Raw genomic sequence first — 17,213 nt, forward strand, 5'->3', positions numbered from 1 at the left:
CGACCACCCCATACTGCCTCGTCGGCCGGGCGGGTGGATCACCGAGGGAGGATCACGGGAACCGGCAGGAGGGCGCTGGGCGCTGCACGGTGGCGGCGGGGCGGCTCAGCGCCGGGCCGGCACCGCCGCGCTCACCTCCTCTGTGAGCCCCACGGGCCAGGTGTGCACGGGATCGCCCCGGTGCATGAGTTCGCTGTAGCGCCGGGTGGTGGCGGCCAGCGCCGCGGCCCGGTCCAGGCCCGCCGCGAGCGCCCGGTGGTAGGTGTCGACCTGCCACGTCGCACCGTTCACCCGCCGCCGGCAGCGCTCCTCGATGATGCCGAGGTAGTGGTCGCGGTCCGCGGGTTCGATTCCCCAGGCGTCCAGGCCCGCCGCGGCCATCGGCAGCAGTTCGTCCAGGACCAGCCGTACCGCCGGCACGCTGACCAGACCGCCGGCCCGGCCCCGGCGGGGCCACCGCAGCCGGGCGTCGATCCCGTACCGGCAGGCCGCGTCGAAGTTCGCCTCCGCCTCGGCGAAGGGCAGCCGGGTCCACACCGGGCGCGGCTCGTCCGCGAGGGTGCGGACGAGCCCGTAGTAGAAGGCGGCGTTCGCGACGACGTCGGTGACCGTCGGCCCGGCCGGCAGCACCCTGTTCTCCACGCGCAGGTGCGGCACCCCGTCCGCCACCCCGTACACGGGCCGGTTCCAGCGGTAGACGGTGCCGTTGTGCAGGACCAGCTCCTGCAGGCGCGGTACCCCGCCCTCGGCCAGCACCCGCAGCGGCTCCTCCTCGTCGCAGATGGGCAGCAGAGAGGGGAAGTAGCGGACGTTCTCGGCGAAGAGCTCGTACGCAGAGTCCACCCAGCGCTCCCCGAACCAGGTGCGCGGCCGCACGCCCTGGGCCTGCAGCTCCGGCGGCCGGGTGTCGGTGGCCTGGGTGAACAGCGGCGGCCGCGACTCCCGCCACAGCTCACGCCCGAACAGGAAGGGCGAGTTGGCGCCGACGGCTATCTGCGCGGCGGTCACCGCCTGCGCCGCGTTCCACACGGCCGCGAAGCGGGCCGGCGTCACCTGGAGGTGCAGCTGTACGGAGGTGCAGGCGGCCTCGGGCACGATCGACCCGGACGTCCATATCAGCCGCTCGACGCCGTCGATGTCGAGCGTGAAGTCCTCGCCGCGCATCATCAGGATCTGCTCGTTCAGCAGGGAGTAGCGGTCCACCGCGGAGAGGTTCGCGGTGACCAGGTCCGCGCGGGAGATCGTCGGCAGGATGCCGATCATCACCACCCCGGCGTCGATCTCCGCGGCCTGCCGGTGGGCGTATCCGAGCCCCGCGCTGAGTTCTTCGGCGAGCCGGTCGAATACCCGCCCGCCGAGCCGGTGCGGCAGAACGTTCACCTCCAGATTGAACATTCCCAGCTCGGTCTGGAAATCAGGGCTGGCAATCCGCTCCAGCACCTGGGCATTCACCATGCGCGGCAACCCGTCGGTCCCCGCGAGATTCAGCTCGATCTCCAGCCCCATCATGTTCTTCGGGCGATCGAACCTCTTCTCCGCCAGAAGTCGCTCCAGTCCCTCCAGACACTCGTGGAGTTTCCTTCGATACCGCTGCCGATCGGACAGGTCGAATCCTCCCGCCACGACCTTCTCCCCCATCGAAGCGTCCCTCCTCGAGTGGGCCTGGTCCGGGGCACCCAGGCGCGCGTTACGGTCGATGATGCCCCGGCATCGTGATCCATAACGCGGAGGGGGCGTGCGTGGCGAGGAGCGCGCGCCGGGTTGGCCGAAGGGCGCTTCGGCACATTCACCTGGCAAGTCGCTTCACGCAAATTCATCTTGGCATTTGCCCGCCTCCGAAAACAGCTTCTTTCCAGCCGAGCCCCCTTCCGGTAACCTCCGAGGTCAGCGCGGCACGCTCGCGCTCATCCGGCATGAATGCCATGTCAGCGGGACCGGTAAGCACCTTGTCAGCAATAGGCGGGACAGCTAGCCGAAACACTGCGTGAACACATGTCGTATAAACTCCGCAAACGAGGCAGAGAGTTGGCGCGCGGCCATTGCCCCTCGGCCCCCCTCTGGCCCCAGAATGCGACAGCGCCGTCCCGCACCTGCCCCCGTTCCACAGGTCTCCCAAGTGAGAGGCGACCCACCATGCCGCTGCATGTCCCCCCGGCTCCCGCACCCGCCCTGCGCAGCGTCCTCGCGGCACTCGGTTCCCCCACCGCCGTCCATGAGGCGCACACCCCGGCCCTGCGCGCGATCCAGGGGCCGCTGACCGCCGAACTGCCCCTTCCGGTCCACGTCCTCGACCGGCTGAACCTCTCGGACCTCGCGTCCGCCGGCCGGCCGCCCCGGACCCGGCTCGTGGGCTGGCGGTTCCTGATCCGCAGCGGGGACCGCCACGTCGCGGCCGCGGACACCCGGCTGACGCCCGACGGCTGGACCTTCTCCCACTTCTTCGAGGGCCCCTACGTGGCCGCCACCGAGCGCGCCCTGCGCCAGGCCGAGCTGCTCGCCACCGGCTACCAGCCCCGGCTGCTCTCCGTACCGGAGCTCTACATGCTGACCCTGTGGCTGCACGGGGCGGTGGGCGCGGACGCCGCCGCCGGACTGCCCGCCGGCGAGGACCTGCTGGTGCCGCTGGCGCCGGCCCCGCCCGGCATCGCCGCGTACCGGCCGCATCCGGTCTCCGAACTGCTGCCCGTGCTGACCCACCGGCTCACGCCCGCGACCGCACCGGTCCCGCCGTCGCTGGCCGCGCCCGCAGCCTGACCCGATTCACCCATCCGGCCTAGTCCCCCCGGGCCACCTGTGAACCATCCGAAATGACAGGGGAGTTGGCCTGAACCGCCCGCACGAGTGATGCGTCATCAATCCATGAGGACAGCTGCAGGGAAATCCCTGCGAAGCGGCTGTCGTGGGGGAACACTGATGACAAGCGCCCCGCGGCTGCGGGGATGACCCAGGGGGACGGCCATGAATCAGGTATCGAGCCGTAGCACACAGACCACACCGCAGCGAAAGAACGCATCCATGTGCCAGCACCAGCCAGCCTGCCCGTCTGCCGAATCCGCCGACCGGGAGGCCGCGCGCCCCGTGGCCAACCACCCGGAACAGGGCTGGAGCCTGCTGTGCAACGGCGTCCTGCTGTTCGAGGACACCGGTGAGCTGCTCCCGGACGGGCAGATCATCGCCCCGCACCGCCCGCTCGCTGCGGCGTAGAGGACGAGTCGGACGACGAAGGGGCCGGCCCGGAAGAATCTTCCGGACCGGCCCCTTCGTCATGTCACACGACGGCCGTCAGAGGCCGGGGGTGCCTCAGTTGTCGTACTCGTCCAGCGGCGGGCAGGAGCACACGAGGTTGCGGTCGCCGAACGCACCGTCGATGCGGCGCACCGGCGGCCAGTACTTCTCGGCGGCCACGACGCCGCCGGGGAAGACGGCCTCGTCCCGGGTGTACGGGTGGTTCCACTCGCCGCCCAGCGCGGCGGCCGTGTGCGGGGCGTTGGCCAGCGGGTTGTCGTCCGCCGGCCACTCGCCGCCCGCGACCCGCTCGATCTCGCCGCGGATGGCGATCATCGCGTCGCAGAACCGGTCGATCTCGGTGAGGTCCTCGGACTCCGTCGGCTCGATCATCAGCGTGCCGGCGACCGGGAAGGACATCGTCGGCGCGTGGAAGCCGTAGTCGATCAGACGCTTGGCGATGTCGTCCACGCTGACGCCCGTGGACTTCGACAGCGGGCGCAGGTCGATGATGCACTCGTGCGCGACCAGGTTGCCCGGGCCGGTGTAGAGCACCGGGTAGTGCGGCTCCAGGCGCTTGGCGATGTAGTTGGCGCCGAGCACCGCGACCTGGGTGGCGCGCTTGAGGCCCTCGCCGCCCATGAGGCGCACGTACGACCAGGAGATCGGCAGGATGCCGGCCGATCCCCACGGAGCGGCCGAGATCGGGCCGACGCCCGTCTCCGGGCCGGCGGTCGGCTGGAGCGGGTGGTTCGGCAGGTACGGGGCGAGGTGCGCCCGGACGCCGACCGGGCCGACGCCCGGGCCGCCGCCGCCGTGCGGGATGCAGAAGGTCTTGTGCAGGTTCAGGTGCGAGACGTCGCCGCCGAAGTGACCCGGCTTGGCCAGGCCCACCAGGGCGTTGAGGTTGGCGCCGTCGACGTAGACCTGGCCGCCGGCCTCGTGCACCTGGGCGCAGATGTCGGCGACGTGCTCCTCGAACACACCGTGCGTGGACGGGTAGGTGATCATCAGCACGGCGAGCTCGTCGCGGTGCTGCTCGATCTTGGCGCGCAGGTCGTCCGCGTCCACCTCGCCGTCGTCGGCGGTCTTGACGACGACGACCTTCATGCCGGCCATCACGGCGCTGGCGGCGTTGGTGCCGTGCGCGGAGGACGGGATGAGGCAGATGGTGCGCTGCTCGTCGCCGTTGGCGCGGTGGTAGGCGCGCACGGCCAGCAGGCCGGCGAGCTCACCCTGGGAGCCGGCGTTCGGCTGGATGGAGACCTTGTCGTAGCCGGTGACCTCGCAGAGACGTTCCTCCAGCTCGGTGATGAGCGTGAGGTAACCCTCGGCCTGCTCCACCGGGGCGAAGGGGTGCAGCTGGCCGAACTCGGGCCAGGTCACCGGCTCCATCTCGGTGGTCGCGTTGAGCTTCATCGTGCAGGAGCCCAGCGGGATCATGCCGCGGTCCAGCGCGTAGTCCTTGTCCGAGAGCTTGCGCAGGTAGCGCAGCATCGCGGTCTCGGAACGGTGCTGGTGGAAGACCGGGTGCGTCAGGTAGGCGTCCGAGCGCAGCAGGCCCTCGGGCAGGGTGTCGTCCGCGGACTCGTCGAGCGCCTCGATGTCGGCGGTGACGCCGAAGGCGGCCCAGACGGCCTCGATGTCGGCGCGCAGGGTGGTCTCGTCGCAGCTGATCGAGACGAGGTCGGCGTCGACCCGGTGCAGGTTGACCCCGCCCTCGCGGGCGGCGGCGACGACCTCGGCCGCACGGCCGGGAACCCGGGCGGTGACCGTGTCGAAGTAGGCACCGTGCACGGTCTCCACCCCGCCGGCCTGCAGGCCCGCGGCGAGCAGCGTCGCGTAGCGGTGGGTCCGGCGGGCGATCGTCCGCAGACCGTCCGGGCCGTGGTAGACGGCGTACATGCCGGCCATGACGGCGAGCAGAACCTGCGCGGTACAGATGTTGCTGGTGGCCTTCTCGCGGCGGATGTGCTGCTCGCGGGTCTGAAGGGCCAGGCGGTACGCCTTGTTGCCGTCCGCGTCCACCGAGACGCCGACGAGGCGGCCGGGCAGCGAGCGGGCGTGCTTGTCCTGGACGGCCATGTAGCCGGCGTGCGGTCCGCCGAAGCCCATCGGGACGCCGAAGCGCTGGGTGGTGCCGACCGCGATGTCCGCACCGAGGGCGCCCGGGGACTTCAGCAGGGTCAGGGCGAGCAGGTCGGCCGAGACGGTGACGATGGCACCGAGCTCGTGCGCCTGGTCGATGACCGGCTTGATGTCCCGGACGGCGCCGGAGGCACCGGGGTACTGGAGCAGGACGCCGTACACGCCGCGCTCGGCGATCTCGGCGGGGATGCCGTCGGAGAGGTCGGCGACGACGACCTCGATGCCGATCGGCTCGGCGCGGGTCTCGATGACGGCGACGGTCTGCGGCAGGGCGTCGGCGTCGACGAGGAAGACGTTGCCCTTGACCTTGCCCACGCGGCGGGCCAGGGTCATGGCCTCGGCGGCAGCGGTGCCCTCGTCGAGCAGCGAGGCGCCGGAGGTCGGCAGGCCGGTGAGGTCGGCGACGACGGTCTGGAAGTTCAGGAGGGCCTCGAGGCGGCCCTGCGAGATCTCCGGCTGGTAGGGCGTGTACGCCGTGTACCAGGCCGGGTTCTCCATGACGTTGCGGAGGATCACCGGCGGGGTGAAGGTCCCGTAGTAGCCGAGACCGATCATGGAGGAGAGGACCTGGTTGCGGTCGGCGAGCGAACGCAGCTCGGCGAGCACCTCGGCCTCGGTCCGTGCCTCGGGCAGGGCGAGGGCGTCGGCGGTCTTGATCACATCCGGTACCGCGGCGGCGGTCAGTTCGTCCAGGGAGCCGTAGCCCACCTGGGCGAGCATCTTCGCCTGCGCCTCGGCATCCGGGCCGATGTGGCGCTGTTCGAAGGGGATGCCTCGCTCCAGCTGGGAGAGCGGAATGCGGTTGGCGGTCATGTACGGAGGCCTCCTGGTCATATGACCTGCGAGGGGCACCACGGCGCGGGCACCCGGACGGCCTCCCCCTCTGTCATCTGCACCTGAGAGTTTCACCGGAGTCACGGGGGTCTCCCGCGGGATCCGGCTTTCACCGTCGGTGAGGAGGGGGACCGGCACTGCGCCCGGTACCCGCCCTGCTTTCCAGAGTGGCCTCGTCCGTGCGGTACGTATGCCTGAGAGATTCCGGGGAGGATTTGCTCCTTCGGCGCCTCCGTCTTGCTCACTCGGAGGACTCTCCCGCACAGGGTCGACAGCCGTCACCCAGACTACCAGCGGGGTTCAAGAGGCTCCCCCGAGTGGCCTCCGCTGCAGAAATGCACTTCTGTAGTCATTGGGTAGCAGTTGCGACCATTTGGAGGGACCGTGCAGACCGACATCGATCCGCGCAGCCTGATCGGCCGCAAGGCGTTCGACCGCAACGGTGCCAAGATCGGCACCATCGACGAGGTCTACCTCGACGATGCCACGGGTGTCCCGGAATGGGCCGCCGTCCGGACCGGCCTGTTCAGCCGGGACGCCTTCGTCCCGCTGGAGCCGAGCGAGATGGTCGGCGAGACCCTGCGGGTGCCCTTCGAACGCTCCCTCATCAAGGACGCACCCGACTTCGGCGTCGGCCGCCACCTCTCTCCCGAGCAGGAACTCCAGCTCTACCACCACTACGGCCTGGACACGACCCTCCCGTCCGACTTCCACCGCGACTTCGGCCGCCTGGCGGGCGACGAGGGCTGAGCCGGCCCGGCGCCCCTCACCCGGTCGGGTCCCCCACCAGCGGCAGCGGGTCGGACGGTTCCAGGTCCGGGTCGTCCACCCGGAAGGTCCGCACCCGGCCGGGCTCCGATCCGGGCTGCTCGAACCGCACGGTCACCCGCCCGACCCCGCTGCCCTGCACCCATCCCGGCCCGTACAGGACGTGCCGTACGTCACTCCCGGCCGCCCAGCGGCGCTCCGGAGCCTCCTGGGACTCCCCGGGCGGCTCCGGCGCCTCAGGAGCCCCTGTGGCCCCAGCGGCCGCCTCCGGCCCGGCTCCCCCGGCCGCAGCTCCCGTAGGGTCGGCGCCGCCGGCCCCTCCCGTACCGCCAGCCCCTCCCGTACCGTCCGCGGCGTCCGGCGCCTCCGGTCCGGCGGCGAGGGACTGTGCGAAGAGGTCCTCCTGGGTGTAGTCAGCGAGCCCCGTCACCCCCACCCCCAGCAGTCGCACCCCGCCCGTGGTGTCCACCGCCTCCAGCAGCCGCGCCGCCGCCTCCCGCACCACCGCCGGATCGTCCGTGGGCCCCCGCAATGTCTCGGACCGCGTCAGCGTGGAGAAGTCGTAGCGCCGCACCTTGAGCACGATCGTGCGCCCCGAGTGCCCGGAGCCCCGCAGCCGCGCCACGCACCGGTCGGCGAGCCGCTGCACCTCGCCCCGGATCCGCACCCGGTCGTGCAGGTCCACATCGAAGGTGTCCTCGACCGACACCGACTTCGCGTCCCGCTCCGCGACCACCGCCCGGTCGTCCAGCCCCAGCGCCATCCGGTACAGCCCCGCGCCGTGGGCGCGCCCGAGCATCCGGACCAGCTCGTCCTCCCCGGCCTCCACCAGCTCCCCCACCGTGGTGATCCCGGCGCGGCGCAGGTGCTCCCCCGTGGCCGGCCCCACTCCGGGCAGGGTCCGTACCGGCATCGGCGCGAGCAGCTCGCGCTCCGTCCCCGGCTCGATCAGCAGCAGCCCTGCGGGCTTGGCCTCCTCGGAGGCCACCTTGGCCAGCATCTTCGACCCGGCCAGCCCCACGGACCCGCTGAGGCCCGTGGCGGCCCTGATGTCGGCCCGCAGCCGCTCGCCCGTCGCCCGCGCGGAGTCCGAGTCGAAGGCCACCCCGCCCGCCTCCAGGTCCACGAAGGCCTCGTCCAGGCTGAGCGGCTCCACCAGCGGCGACAGCTCCCGCAGCATGGCCATCACCACATCGCTGACCTGCCGGTAGAGGGTGAAACGCGGGATCAGATAGGCCCCGTTCGGGCAGAGCCTCCTGGCCTGCGCCGTCGGCATCGCCGAGTGCACCCCGAAGCGCCTGGCCTCGTACGAGGCTGTGGCGACGACCCCGCGCGGCCCGAGCCCGCCGACGATGACGGCCTTGCCGCGCAGGCTCGGCTTGGACGCCTGCTCCACGGAGGCGTAGAAGGCGTCCATGTCCAGATGCAGGATGGTCGGAGCGGCTCTCACAGCACCGATGCTGCCCTACGCCACTGACAATCCCGCGGCTCGGTCCGCCCGCTCAGACGGCGCGGTTGCGACGGGCGGCCAGCTCGTCCGTCGGGTTGTGCCCGACCAGAGTCTCGCCGGTGTCCACCCGCTCGCCGTGCAGCTGCGACAGCGCGCTCTGCACGTCGCGCCACACCACGCCCACGGCGATGCCGAAGACGCCCTGCCCGCCCTGGAGCAGACTGACGACCTGATCGGTAGAGGTGCATTCGTACACGGTGGCGCCGTCGCTCATCAGCGTCATCCGCTCGAGGTCCGAGAGCTCGCGGTCGTGCAGGTGCTGCACGGCCGTGCGGATGTTCTGCAGAGCCACACCGGTGTCCAGGAACCGCTTGACGATCTTGAGGACGACGACGTCGCGGAAGCTGTAGAGGCGCTGGGTCCCCGACCCGTACGCGGCCCGCACGCTGGGCTCCACCAGCCCGGTGCGCGCCCAGTAGTCGAGCTGTCGGTAGGTGATGCCGGCCGCGGCACAGGCCGTCGGTCCGCGGTAGCCGATCTGCTCGGGCGCCGGGTCGTCGCCCACCGGTCCGACCGGGGTGGACTCCGGCTGACGGCGCGCGGATCCGACCGCACCACCGTGCAGCGGGTACGGCCCAGCGTCACTCCGTACGGGGGTGCCCCCGGTCGTACCGTCGCCCGTGATCCTCACGCCGACCCTCCGTCCTTGACCTGCCCACCTCGAAGGTAGGCAGTCACCAGGGGTGCGTCAACGATCGCCACACTCGGCACGCCGAGTGATAATCACCCTGAGAGTGGTTTCCCGTGTCCGTATCCGGGGAAAGGCTACTCGAATGGGCCTGAGCACCACCGTGGACGACGGGTCGGCGCCTCACTGCGGGCCGGCGCCGAAGTCCTCGGGCGAGATCTGGTCGAGGAACTCGCGGAACTTCTCCACCTCGTCCTCCTGCTCGTCCGGAATGGCGATTCCGGCATCGTCCAGGACCCCGTCACTGCCGTAGATCGGCGTCCCCGTCCGCAGGGCGAGGGCTATGGCGTCGGAAGGGCGCGCGCTCACCTCGACCCCGCTGGCGAAGACGAGCTCCGCGTAGAAGACGCCCTCCCGCAGATCCGTGATCCGGACCTCGGTGAGCTCCTCACCGACCGCCTCCAGCACGTCCTTGAACAGGTCGTGCGTCAGCGGCCGGGCAGGGGCCATCCCCTGCTGGGCGAAGGCAATGGCCGTCGCCTCCCCCGGACCGATCCAGATGGGGAGGTACCGGTCGCCTCCCACTTCACGCAGGAGCACGATCGGTTGGTTGGAGGGCATTTCCACCCGGACACCCACAACGTCGAGCTCGTTCACACAGCAACCCTAGGACCTGCTCGGCAGGTTTGGGTAGTCGGGGCTCCACCTCGACCGGCGCGGTCAGCGCAACCGGACGCCGAGAGCCGTCTGCACCAAGGCCTCGTGCAGCCGGACGGAGAGCCCGGCGAGTTCCTTCATGGTGGCTTCGGCGTGGGCCCTCGTCTGCGGGTTGCGGTGCCTGCGCAGCGGTGCCACGACCTGCTCCACCAGGCCCGCCTCCCGGTCGGCGGCAGCCTTCATGGCGCGCAGGTGCCGCGGCTCCAGACCGAACCGCCCCAGGTCGGCCACGAGCCGGGCCACGGTGACCGCGTCGGCGTCGAACCCGCCGCCCGGCACCTCGGCGAGGAGCCCGTACGACTCCCACTCGACCAGCTGTTCCTCGTCCACGCCGACGGCCGCGAGGAGCTCGGCGCGACCCACCCGGGCCGCGGGGGGCCGCTCCTGCACCGGATCGCCGTGGACGGCGGCAGCGCCGCCCGGATCGGACGGATCCGCCGCATCGCCGTGCGCCGTGGGCGCCGGGATGCGGATCTGCTCCCCGCGTGCGAGCGCGTCGAGCTGCTCACGGATGACCTTCAGCGGCAGGTAGTGATCACGCTGCAGGCGCAGGATGCGGGCGAGGCGCTCCACGTCCTCCGTGCTGAACTTGCGGTATCCGGAAGGTGTGCGCCGGGGCTCGACCAGCCCCTCCGCCTCCAGGAAACGGATCTTCGAGATCGTGACTTCGGGGAACTCGTCACGCAGCGTGGTGAGCACCGTGCCGATGCTCACCAGCCGCCCGGCCGAGCCGGCTGTGCCGTTCCCGGCACCACCCGTCGGATTGCGCAGCATGGGACCTTCCCTCGGGTCCCCCCGGACCGGGTCCGGGGGAGGGTCAGACGCCCCGCAGGCTCGCGTAGAAGACCATCCGGTACTTGCCGATCTGCACCTCGTCGCCGTTGTGCAGGGGGACGGAGTCGATCGGTTCACGGTTGACGTACGTGCCGTTGAGGCTGCCGACATCGGCGACGGTGAAGCCGCCGTCCTGGCTCCTGCGGAACTCGACATGGCGCCGGGAGACGGTGACGTCGTCCAGGAAGATGTCGCTCTGCGGGTGCCGGCCGGCCGTGGTCAGTTCGCCGTCCAGGAGGAAGCGGCTGCCGGAGTTGGGTCCGCGCCGCACGATGAGCAGGGCGGAACCGGGCGGCAGTGCCTCCACCGCGGCCTGGGCCTCGGGGGACAGCGAGGACGACACGTGCGTCTGGCCCGTCACCTCGGCCTCGTAGGCCTCCAGGCCCGAGATCGAGATGGTGGACGTGGTCTCCGAGGCACGCTCCGGCGTCAGACCCGCCCGCAGCGGCGCTCCGCAGTTGGAGCAGAACCGGCTGGCCGCATCGCTACGGTGTCCGCACCTGCTGCAAACCTGCTCGGCCGACATGGACGGCTCCTCGCGCCGCGGCTGCCCCGCGGAGGCATTGGTGGCATACGGGTCGGGGGCAAACCCTCCACCCGCACTTGAGGTTGATGGATCACCGAAACCTATGCGGCCGGTACCGGCAGGGTCAACAGACGACGCGCCGTGCGCGCCCGGCTCACCCGCGCCAGGGACCTCGTCACGGAACAGCGGGCGGTCACCCTGCCCTTCCGCGCCGCCGGCACGGTGCCGCGCCGCACCGCTCTCCTCGCGGTTCTTCTTGCCGAACAACTTCTCAAACAACTTCACGGGCGATTCCCCTTGACTGAAACAGACCCGCCCGTGGGGCAGGACGAACTCCGAATGCAGACACCTGCCGACCCGGACATTCTCACAACGTCCGTAACCACCAGACAGTTTCCACCACGCACCGCAACTTCGGTGCGGCGACCCCCCGCAGGCATCAGCCCGCGTGAGCCGCTCCACCCTCCACTCCGCTTCATCCCGATGACGACCGAGCGTAGTCAGGCTGCTTCGCAGCCCGCAAGGCATCCACAACGATCTTCGCCGACCGTGTGACAGCCACCGTGGCCTGCTCCTTCTCCAGCGTCTGGACGACACCGCCGGGGATGTTCAGCGCGGGCTCCAGATCCTGCGGCTTGCCGATCACCTTGAACTCGTAGGGTTGTGTGATCTTCTTGCCGTCGATCCCCACCCCGCCGTTCTCGTCGGAGAAGTACGAGCCTGCCACGATGCGCACCCCGTTGATCTGGATCGCCTCGGCCCCGGCGGCCCGCAGCTCCTGGAGCGTGTCCAGCAGCTGATCGGACTGAACCTGGCCGGTGGGATCAGTGATCTTGAGCGTGATGCCCGGTCCCTGTGCTGCCACCGTACCGGCCAGGATGCCCAGTTGACGCTCCTTCTCCACGGTCTGCCTGCGGGCCTCCTCGGCCTGGTTGGAGCTGCTCTCCAGCTCCCGGCGCTGGTCCTCCAAGCGCTGCTTCTCGTCCTCCAGCCGTTTGGTCCGCCCGTCGAGCTCGTCGAGGATCCGTACGAGGTCCTCCTGCCGTGCCCCGCGCAGGGCACTGGAGTCGCTGTTCGAGCGCACCTGGATCGCCAGGCCCAGGCCCAGGACGAACAGCAGCAGCGCCACGATCAGTTGGGCCCGGCTGACCCTCGGCGGCCACAGACCGGCGGCGAGCCGCTGCCGGCCGGTCTCCTCGGCGACCGGCTCCGCCTGTGCGTTTCCCTCTGCCTTTCCCGCTGTCTTTCCCTCTGCCTGTCCCTCTTCAAGAGGCCGTTCCGGGACGTTCGGTTCCTCCGCCGGGGTGTCGTTCGCGCCGCTCATCGCCATCACGCCCGGAAAACGTGCCGGCGGATGGCCGCGGCGTTGGAGAAGATGCGGATGCCGAGGACGACCACCACGCCGGTGGACAGCTGAGAGCCGACGCCCAGCTTGTCGCCGAGGAAGACGATCAGCGCGGCCACGACGACGTTCGACAGAAACGACACCACGAAGACCTTGTCGACGAAGATGCCGTCCAGCATGGCGCGCAAGCCCCCGAACACCGCGTCCAGCGCCGCCACCACGGCGATCGGCAGATAAGGCTCCACCACGGCCGGTACCTCGGGCCGGACCAGAAGTCCGACCACCACTCCGGCCAAGAGGCCCAGTACCGCGATCACGATGCACCCTTCTGCTGCTCTGCTGCTGTGGCTGTACGTACGATCAGGCTGGAAGCGGCCGGCAGCCGGAGCTCGTCGGCCGCGGACAGGGTGGAGCGGATCCCGTAGCTCTCCTGCAGCACGTGCAGGTACTGGCCGTCCGCCGAATCCTGGAAGGCCGGGCCGAGCCGCTTCTTGTCCCCCACCGCAAGCACCTCGTACGGCGGCACCAGCGGCCGGTTGTCGACCAGTATCGCGTCACCCGCGGCCCTGATCGCCGACAGCTCCGTCAGCCGCTGTCCGTTGATCGAGATCGCCTCGGCGCCGGACTGCCACAGTCCGTTGACGATCTTCTGCATGTCGCGGTCGCGGAGCCGTCCGGTGTCCGAGAAGCCGCTGCTCTCGCGCGGCTTCCCGCCGTCGCCGGTGGTGGAGCCCTTCGCGTCGTCCACCACCAGCCTGATCCCCGGTCCGCGGACCTCGGTGGCACCGGCCAGCTGGGAGACGAGCTCGCCCTGGCTGTTCCCGGGCTGCTTGAGGGCCGCGCGCTGACGTGCGGCGACATCGATCCTCAGCCGGTCGATGTTCTGCTCCAGGGCGTCCGCGCGCTCGTCGGCGCGCTGCACCCGGTCGATCAGTTCCTGGCGCTCCTTGGCCAGCACCGGCGCGTCCAGGCGTGCCTCGGCGGCGCCGAGCGTGACGACCATCGCGGCGGCCACGAGTCCGGCGGCGAGTCCCAGTTTCGCCTTGAGCGTGCGGGGCAGCCCGGCCGTGCCGTCCGCCTCGCGCCGAGCCGTCGCTTCCGCGTAGCCCTCGTCGAGGCTGTGGTCCATCACGTGCGTCAGCAGCGACATGGAGGCGTCGGGGCGCGCTGGCACAGAAGACGCCGGAGTCCGGTTGTGGGGCGGCTGCGACATGCCGCACATCGTCGCATGTCGGCGCCGCACACACCCAATGCGTCCATCCGGTGGGCCGGGCCGGTCACCCCGCCCCGGCCCACCGGACTTCCGCCCTACGTCATCGGCCGCCCGGCATTCAGTGCCCGGCGCCGTCCACCACGCCCGCCCACTCCTCGAGCAGTGCCTGCGCGGAGGCGTCGTCGGGGCCTTCGGCCCACAGGTGCGTCACGGCCTCCGCCGGGTCCGGGAGGACCAGCGCCCACCGTCCGTCGGCCTCCACCACCCGCACCCCGTCCGTGGTGTCCACCTGCCGGTCTCCGGCCGCTTCCACGACCCGCCGCATGACGAGCCCCTTCACCGCCCACGGCGTCGGCACGTCACGCTTGAGCACGTGGGCCCGCGGGATCCGGGCGTCGATCTGGCTCAGGGTGAGCTGGGTACGCGCCACCAGGCCCAGCAGCTGTACGAACGCCGCCGACCCGTCGAAGACGCTGCTGAACTCCGGAACGATGAAGCCGCCCCGGCCGTCCCCGCCGAAGATCGTGTTCTCGGCCCGCCCGACCCGGGTCAGGTCGTCGGGCGAGGTCGTCGTCCACTCCACCTGGGTGCCGTGGTAGGCCGCCACCTGCTCGGCGACGCGCGTCGTGGTGACCGGCAGCGCGACCTTGCCGCTGCGCTTCTCCGCGGCCACCAGGTCGAGCATGACGAGCAGCGCCCGGTCGTCCTCGATGATCCGCCCGCGCTCGTCCACCAGCGAGATGCGCTCGCCCACCGGGTCGAACCGTACGCCGAAGGCCGCCCGCGCCGAGGCCACGATCTCGCCCAGCCGCACCAGGCCGGCCCGCCGGGACTCGGCGCTCTCGGTCGGCCTGGACTCGTCGAGCCCGGGGTTGATCGTCAGGGCGTCCACGCCGAGCCGTCCCAGGAGGCTCGGCATGACCAGTCCAGCGCTGCCGTTGGTGGCGTCGACGACCACCTTGAGCCCGGCGTCACCGATACCCGTGGTGTCCACGCGCCGCAGCAGCGAGCCGGTGTACGCGTCGTAGACGCTGCCCGGGAACTGCAGGTCGCCGATCTCGCCGGGGAAGGCCCGCCGGTACTCCTGGCGCGCGTACACGCGGTCCAGCTTGCGCTGCTGCTGCAGCGAGAGGTCCGCGCCCCGTTCGTCGAGGAACATGATGTCGACGGAGTCCGGCACTCCGGGCGAGGTCCGCAGGACGATCCCGCCGGCGCTCCCTCTCGCGGTCTGCTGCCTGGCCACCGGCAGCGGTACGTTCTCCAGGTCCCGTACGTTGATCGCGCTGGCCTGCAGTGCCGAGATCACGGCCCGCTTGAGCGCCCGGGCCCCGCGGGAGTGGTCGCGGGCCGTCGTGACGATCGCGCCCTTCTTCAGGGTCGTGGCGTACGCGCCGGCGAGCCGGACCACGAGTTCCGGAGTGATCTCGACGTTGAGGATCCCGGAGACTCCGCGCGCACCGAAGAGGTGGGCCTGTCCACGGGACTCCCAGATGACGGACGTGTTGACGAAGGCACCGGCCTCGATCGTCTTGAAGGGGTAGACGCGTACGTTGCCCTGGACGATCGATTCCTCACCGACGAGGCATTCGTCGCCGATGACGGCCCCGTCCTCGATGCGGGCGGCGCGCATGATGTCGGTGTTCTTGCCGATGACGCAGCCGCGGAGGTTGCTGTGCGGGCCGATGTACACGTTGTCGTGGACGACGGCCCGGTGCAGGAAGGCGCCGCTCTTGACGACGACGTTCGACCCGATGACGGTGTGCTCGCGGATCTCCACGCCGGCTTCGATCTTGGCGTAGTCACCGATGTAGAGCGGTCCGCGGAGCACGGCGTCCGGGCTGACCTCGGCGCCTTCGGCGACCCAGACTCCCGGGGAGATCTCGAAGCCGTCCATCTCGACCTCGACCTTGCCCTCGAGCACGTCGGCCTGCGCCTTGACATAGCTCTCGTGGGTGCCCACGTCCTCCCAGTAGCCCTCGGCCACGTAGCCGTAGATCGGCCGGCCTTCCTTCATCAGCTGGGGGAAGACATCGCTGGACCAGTCGACCGAGACGTCGGCTTCGACGTAGTCGAAGACCTCGGGTTCCATGACGTAGATGCCGGTGTTGACGGTGTCCGAGAACACCTGGCCCCAGGTGGGCTTCTCCAGGAAGCGCTCCACCTTGCCTTCCTCGTCCACGATGGTGATGCCGAATTCCAGTGGGTTCGGCACCCGGGTCAGGCACACCGTGACGAGTGCGCCCTTCTCCTTGTGGAAGCGGATCAGGTCGGTGAGGTCGAAGTCGGTCAGCGCATCGCCGGAAATGACGACGAAGGCGTCATCCTTCAAGGCCTCCTCGGCGTTCTTCACGCTGCCGGCGGTCCCGAGTGGCTTTTCCTCGTTGGCATAGGTGAGCTCCATACCGAGCTCTTCGCCGTCCCCGAAGTAGTTCTTGACGAGCGAGGCCAGGAACTGGACGGTTACCACGGTCTCGCTGAGACCGTGCCGCTTGAGCAGCCTGAGCACGTGCTCCATGATCGGGCGGTTCGCCACCGGCAGGAGCGGCTTGGGCATGCTCGAGGTCATGGGGCGAAGGCGTGTGCCCTCGCCGCCGGCCATCACGACGGCCTTCATGTCGGAAGAGTCCTCCTTGAGAGATGACAGTCGTGCCGACTCTCACCCGCCTCGTTCGGTGACTTCGCGACTCCTCCGCGTCATCCGGCGTCGGGCGGGCTCAATCGGCCGTGGCGTCAGCCTTCACCAGGCGGCGGACTTGAACCACGTAAAGGATTCCTGCCCACCAATAGAGGGTTGTACCCCATCCCGCGAACGCCCATCCGAAAACTGACGCCAACCAGGCCAACCAGCCGCTTCCGTCACTGAGCAGGAGCAACGGGAAGGCGTACATGAGGTTGAAGGTCGCGGCCTTGCCGAGGAAGTTGACCTGCGGCGGCGGATATCCGTGGCGGCGCAGGATCCACACCATGACCAGCAACATCAGCTCTCGTGCGAGGAGAGCTCCGGTGAGCCACAGCGGAAGGATCTCGCGATACGTCAGGCCGAACAGCGTCGACAGGATGTAGAGACGGTCCGCGGCGGGATCCAGCAGGCGGCCGAGCCTGCTGATCTGATTCCAGCGCCGGGCGAGCTTCCCGTCGAGGTAGTCACTGACTCCGCTGAGCATGAGGACGGCCAGGGCCCACCCGTCGTACTCCGCGAGGATCAGCCACAGGAACAGGGGCACGCCGGCCAGGCGAGCCATGCTCAGGATGTTCGGAATGGTGAAAATTCGGTCAGTCTGAACCCGAGTCTCCTGGACCTCCACCCGGGGGCCTCCACTGTGACGGTAGAAATGGTCGTTCGATGCCCCCTGACCCTACAGGAGACCACACAGGTGTCCGGAACGCAGAAAAGCCCCGCACCATGACGGTGCGGGGCTTTCCCACAATGATTGTTCGGCGGCGTCCTACTCTCCCACAGGGTCC

General features: G+C 70.2%; 15 protein-coding genes and 1 riboswitch. Of the genes, 3 read left to right on the forward strand and 12 right to left on the reverse strand.

What is annotated here, in order from left to right; genetic code table 11:
- Positions 1-105: 105 nt before the first annotated feature.
- The gene (locus tag AAT21_RS33725) at positions 106-1,638 is read right to left on the reverse strand and encodes a glutamate-cysteine ligase family protein (protein WP_046780775.1); all 1,533 of its coding nucleotides are present in this window, start codon (positions 1,636-1,638) and stop codon (positions 106-108) included.
- A gap of 495 nt (positions 1,639-2,133) precedes the next feature.
- On the opposite strand from AAT21_RS33725, the gene AAT21_RS33730 reads away from it, so the two are divergent.
- Both AAT21_RS33730 and AAT21_RS33735 read left to right on the forward strand, forming a co-directional pair.
- Positions 2,134-2,754, forward strand: a complete 621-nt coding sequence (locus AAT21_RS33730; RefSeq protein ID WP_046780776.1) for a hypothetical protein — start codon at positions 2,134-2,136, stop codon at positions 2,752-2,754.
- Positions 2,755-3,015: 261 nt separating this feature from the next.
- A complete protein-coding gene (locus tag AAT21_RS33735) occupies positions 3,016-3,204 on the forward strand; it encodes a DUF5999 family protein (protein ID WP_030009772.1) in 189 nt (62 codons plus the stop codon).
- 96 nt (positions 3,205-3,300) lie between these two features.
- Here AAT21_RS33735 and gcvP read toward each other — a convergent pair whose 3' ends face one another.
- Positions 3,301-6,186 carry an aminomethyl-transferring glycine dehydrogenase gene (gcvP, locus tag AAT21_RS33740; protein WP_046780777.1) on the reverse strand — a complete coding sequence of 962 codons (2,886 nt, stop codon included), beginning with the start codon at positions 6,184-6,186 and terminating at the stop codon, positions 3,301-3,303.
- A 193-nt stretch (positions 6,187-6,379) separates the two neighbouring features.
- A riboswitch (glycine riboswitch) is annotated at positions 6,380-6,478 on the reverse strand.
- 113 nt (positions 6,479-6,591) lie between these two features.
- Here gcvP and AAT21_RS33745 point away from each other — a divergent pair.
- Positions 6,592-6,957: a PRC-barrel domain-containing protein gene (locus tag AAT21_RS33745; protein WP_030658278.1), complete on the forward strand. Its 366-nt coding sequence runs from the start codon at positions 6,592-6,594 to the stop codon at positions 6,955-6,957.
- Between the two features lie 16 nt (positions 6,958-6,973).
- Here the strand turns inward: AAT21_RS33745 and AAT21_RS33750 are convergent, their stop codons facing one another.
- The 10 genes from AAT21_RS33750 to AAT21_RS33795 form a co-directional block, all read right to left on the reverse strand.
- Complete coding sequence (locus AAT21_RS33750; RefSeq protein ID WP_046780778.1) at positions 6,974-8,425, reverse strand: DNA polymerase IV; 1,452 nt, start codon at positions 8,423-8,425, stop codon at positions 6,974-6,976.
- 52 nt (positions 8,426-8,477) lie between these two features.
- The gene (locus AAT21_RS33755; protein ID WP_046780779.1) at positions 8,478-9,116 is read right to left on the reverse strand and encodes a MerR family transcriptional regulator; all 639 of its coding nucleotides are present in this window, start codon (positions 9,114-9,116) and stop codon (positions 8,478-8,480) included.
- A gap of 180 nt (positions 9,117-9,296) precedes the next feature.
- On the reverse strand, positions 9,297-9,770 hold the full coding sequence (locus AAT21_RS33760; RefSeq protein ID WP_063838175.1) for a bifunctional nuclease family protein: 474 nt from the start codon (positions 9,768-9,770) through the stop codon (positions 9,297-9,299).
- A 63-nt stretch (positions 9,771-9,833) separates the two neighbouring features.
- Positions 9,834-10,604, reverse strand: coding sequence for a transcriptional regulator FtsR (gene ftsR / locus AAT21_RS33765; protein WP_046780781.1), 771 nt, complete (start codon positions 10,602-10,604; stop codon positions 9,834-9,836).
- Between the two features lie 43 nt (positions 10,605-10,647).
- Positions 10,648-11,583 carry an FHA domain-containing protein gene (locus AAT21_RS36370; RefSeq protein WP_200904505.1) on the reverse strand — a complete coding sequence of 312 codons (936 nt, stop codon included), beginning with the start codon at positions 11,581-11,583 and terminating at the stop codon, positions 10,648-10,650.
- 82 nt (positions 11,584-11,665) lie between these two features.
- Positions 11,666-12,514, reverse strand: a complete 849-nt coding sequence (locus tag AAT21_RS33775) for a DUF881 domain-containing protein (protein WP_046780820.1) — start codon at positions 12,512-12,514, stop codon at positions 11,666-11,668.
- 5 nt (positions 12,515-12,519) lie between these two features.
- Positions 12,520-12,852: a small basic family protein gene (locus AAT21_RS33780; RefSeq protein ID WP_007262894.1), complete on the reverse strand. Its 333-nt coding sequence runs from the start codon at positions 12,850-12,852 to the stop codon at positions 12,520-12,522.
- Positions 12,849-13,757 (reverse strand): DUF881 domain-containing protein, encoded by a 909-nt coding sequence (locus tag AAT21_RS33785; RefSeq protein ID WP_079026137.1) that lies wholly within the window; start codon positions 13,755-13,757, stop codon positions 12,849-12,851. The genes AAT21_RS33780 and AAT21_RS33785 overlap by 4 nt, the downstream gene beginning before the upstream one ends.
- Before the next feature lie 109 nt (positions 13,758-13,866).
- A complete protein-coding gene (locus tag AAT21_RS33790; protein WP_046780783.1) occupies positions 13,867-16,362 on the reverse strand; it encodes a mannose-1-phosphate guanyltransferase in 2,496 nt (831 codons plus the stop codon).
- 100 nt (positions 16,363-16,462) lie between these two features.
- Entirely contained in the window at positions 16,463-17,053 is a 591-nt protein-coding gene (locus tag AAT21_RS33795) for a CDP-alcohol phosphatidyltransferase family protein (RefSeq protein WP_046780784.1), read from the reverse strand.
- Positions 17,054-17,213: the final 160 nt, after the last annotated feature.

The sequence above is a fragment of the Streptomyces yangpuensis genome, assembly GCF_001005295.1.
Taxonomy (GTDB): domain Bacteria; phylum Actinomycetota; class Actinomycetes; order Streptomycetales; family Streptomycetaceae; genus Streptomyces; species Streptomyces yangpuensis.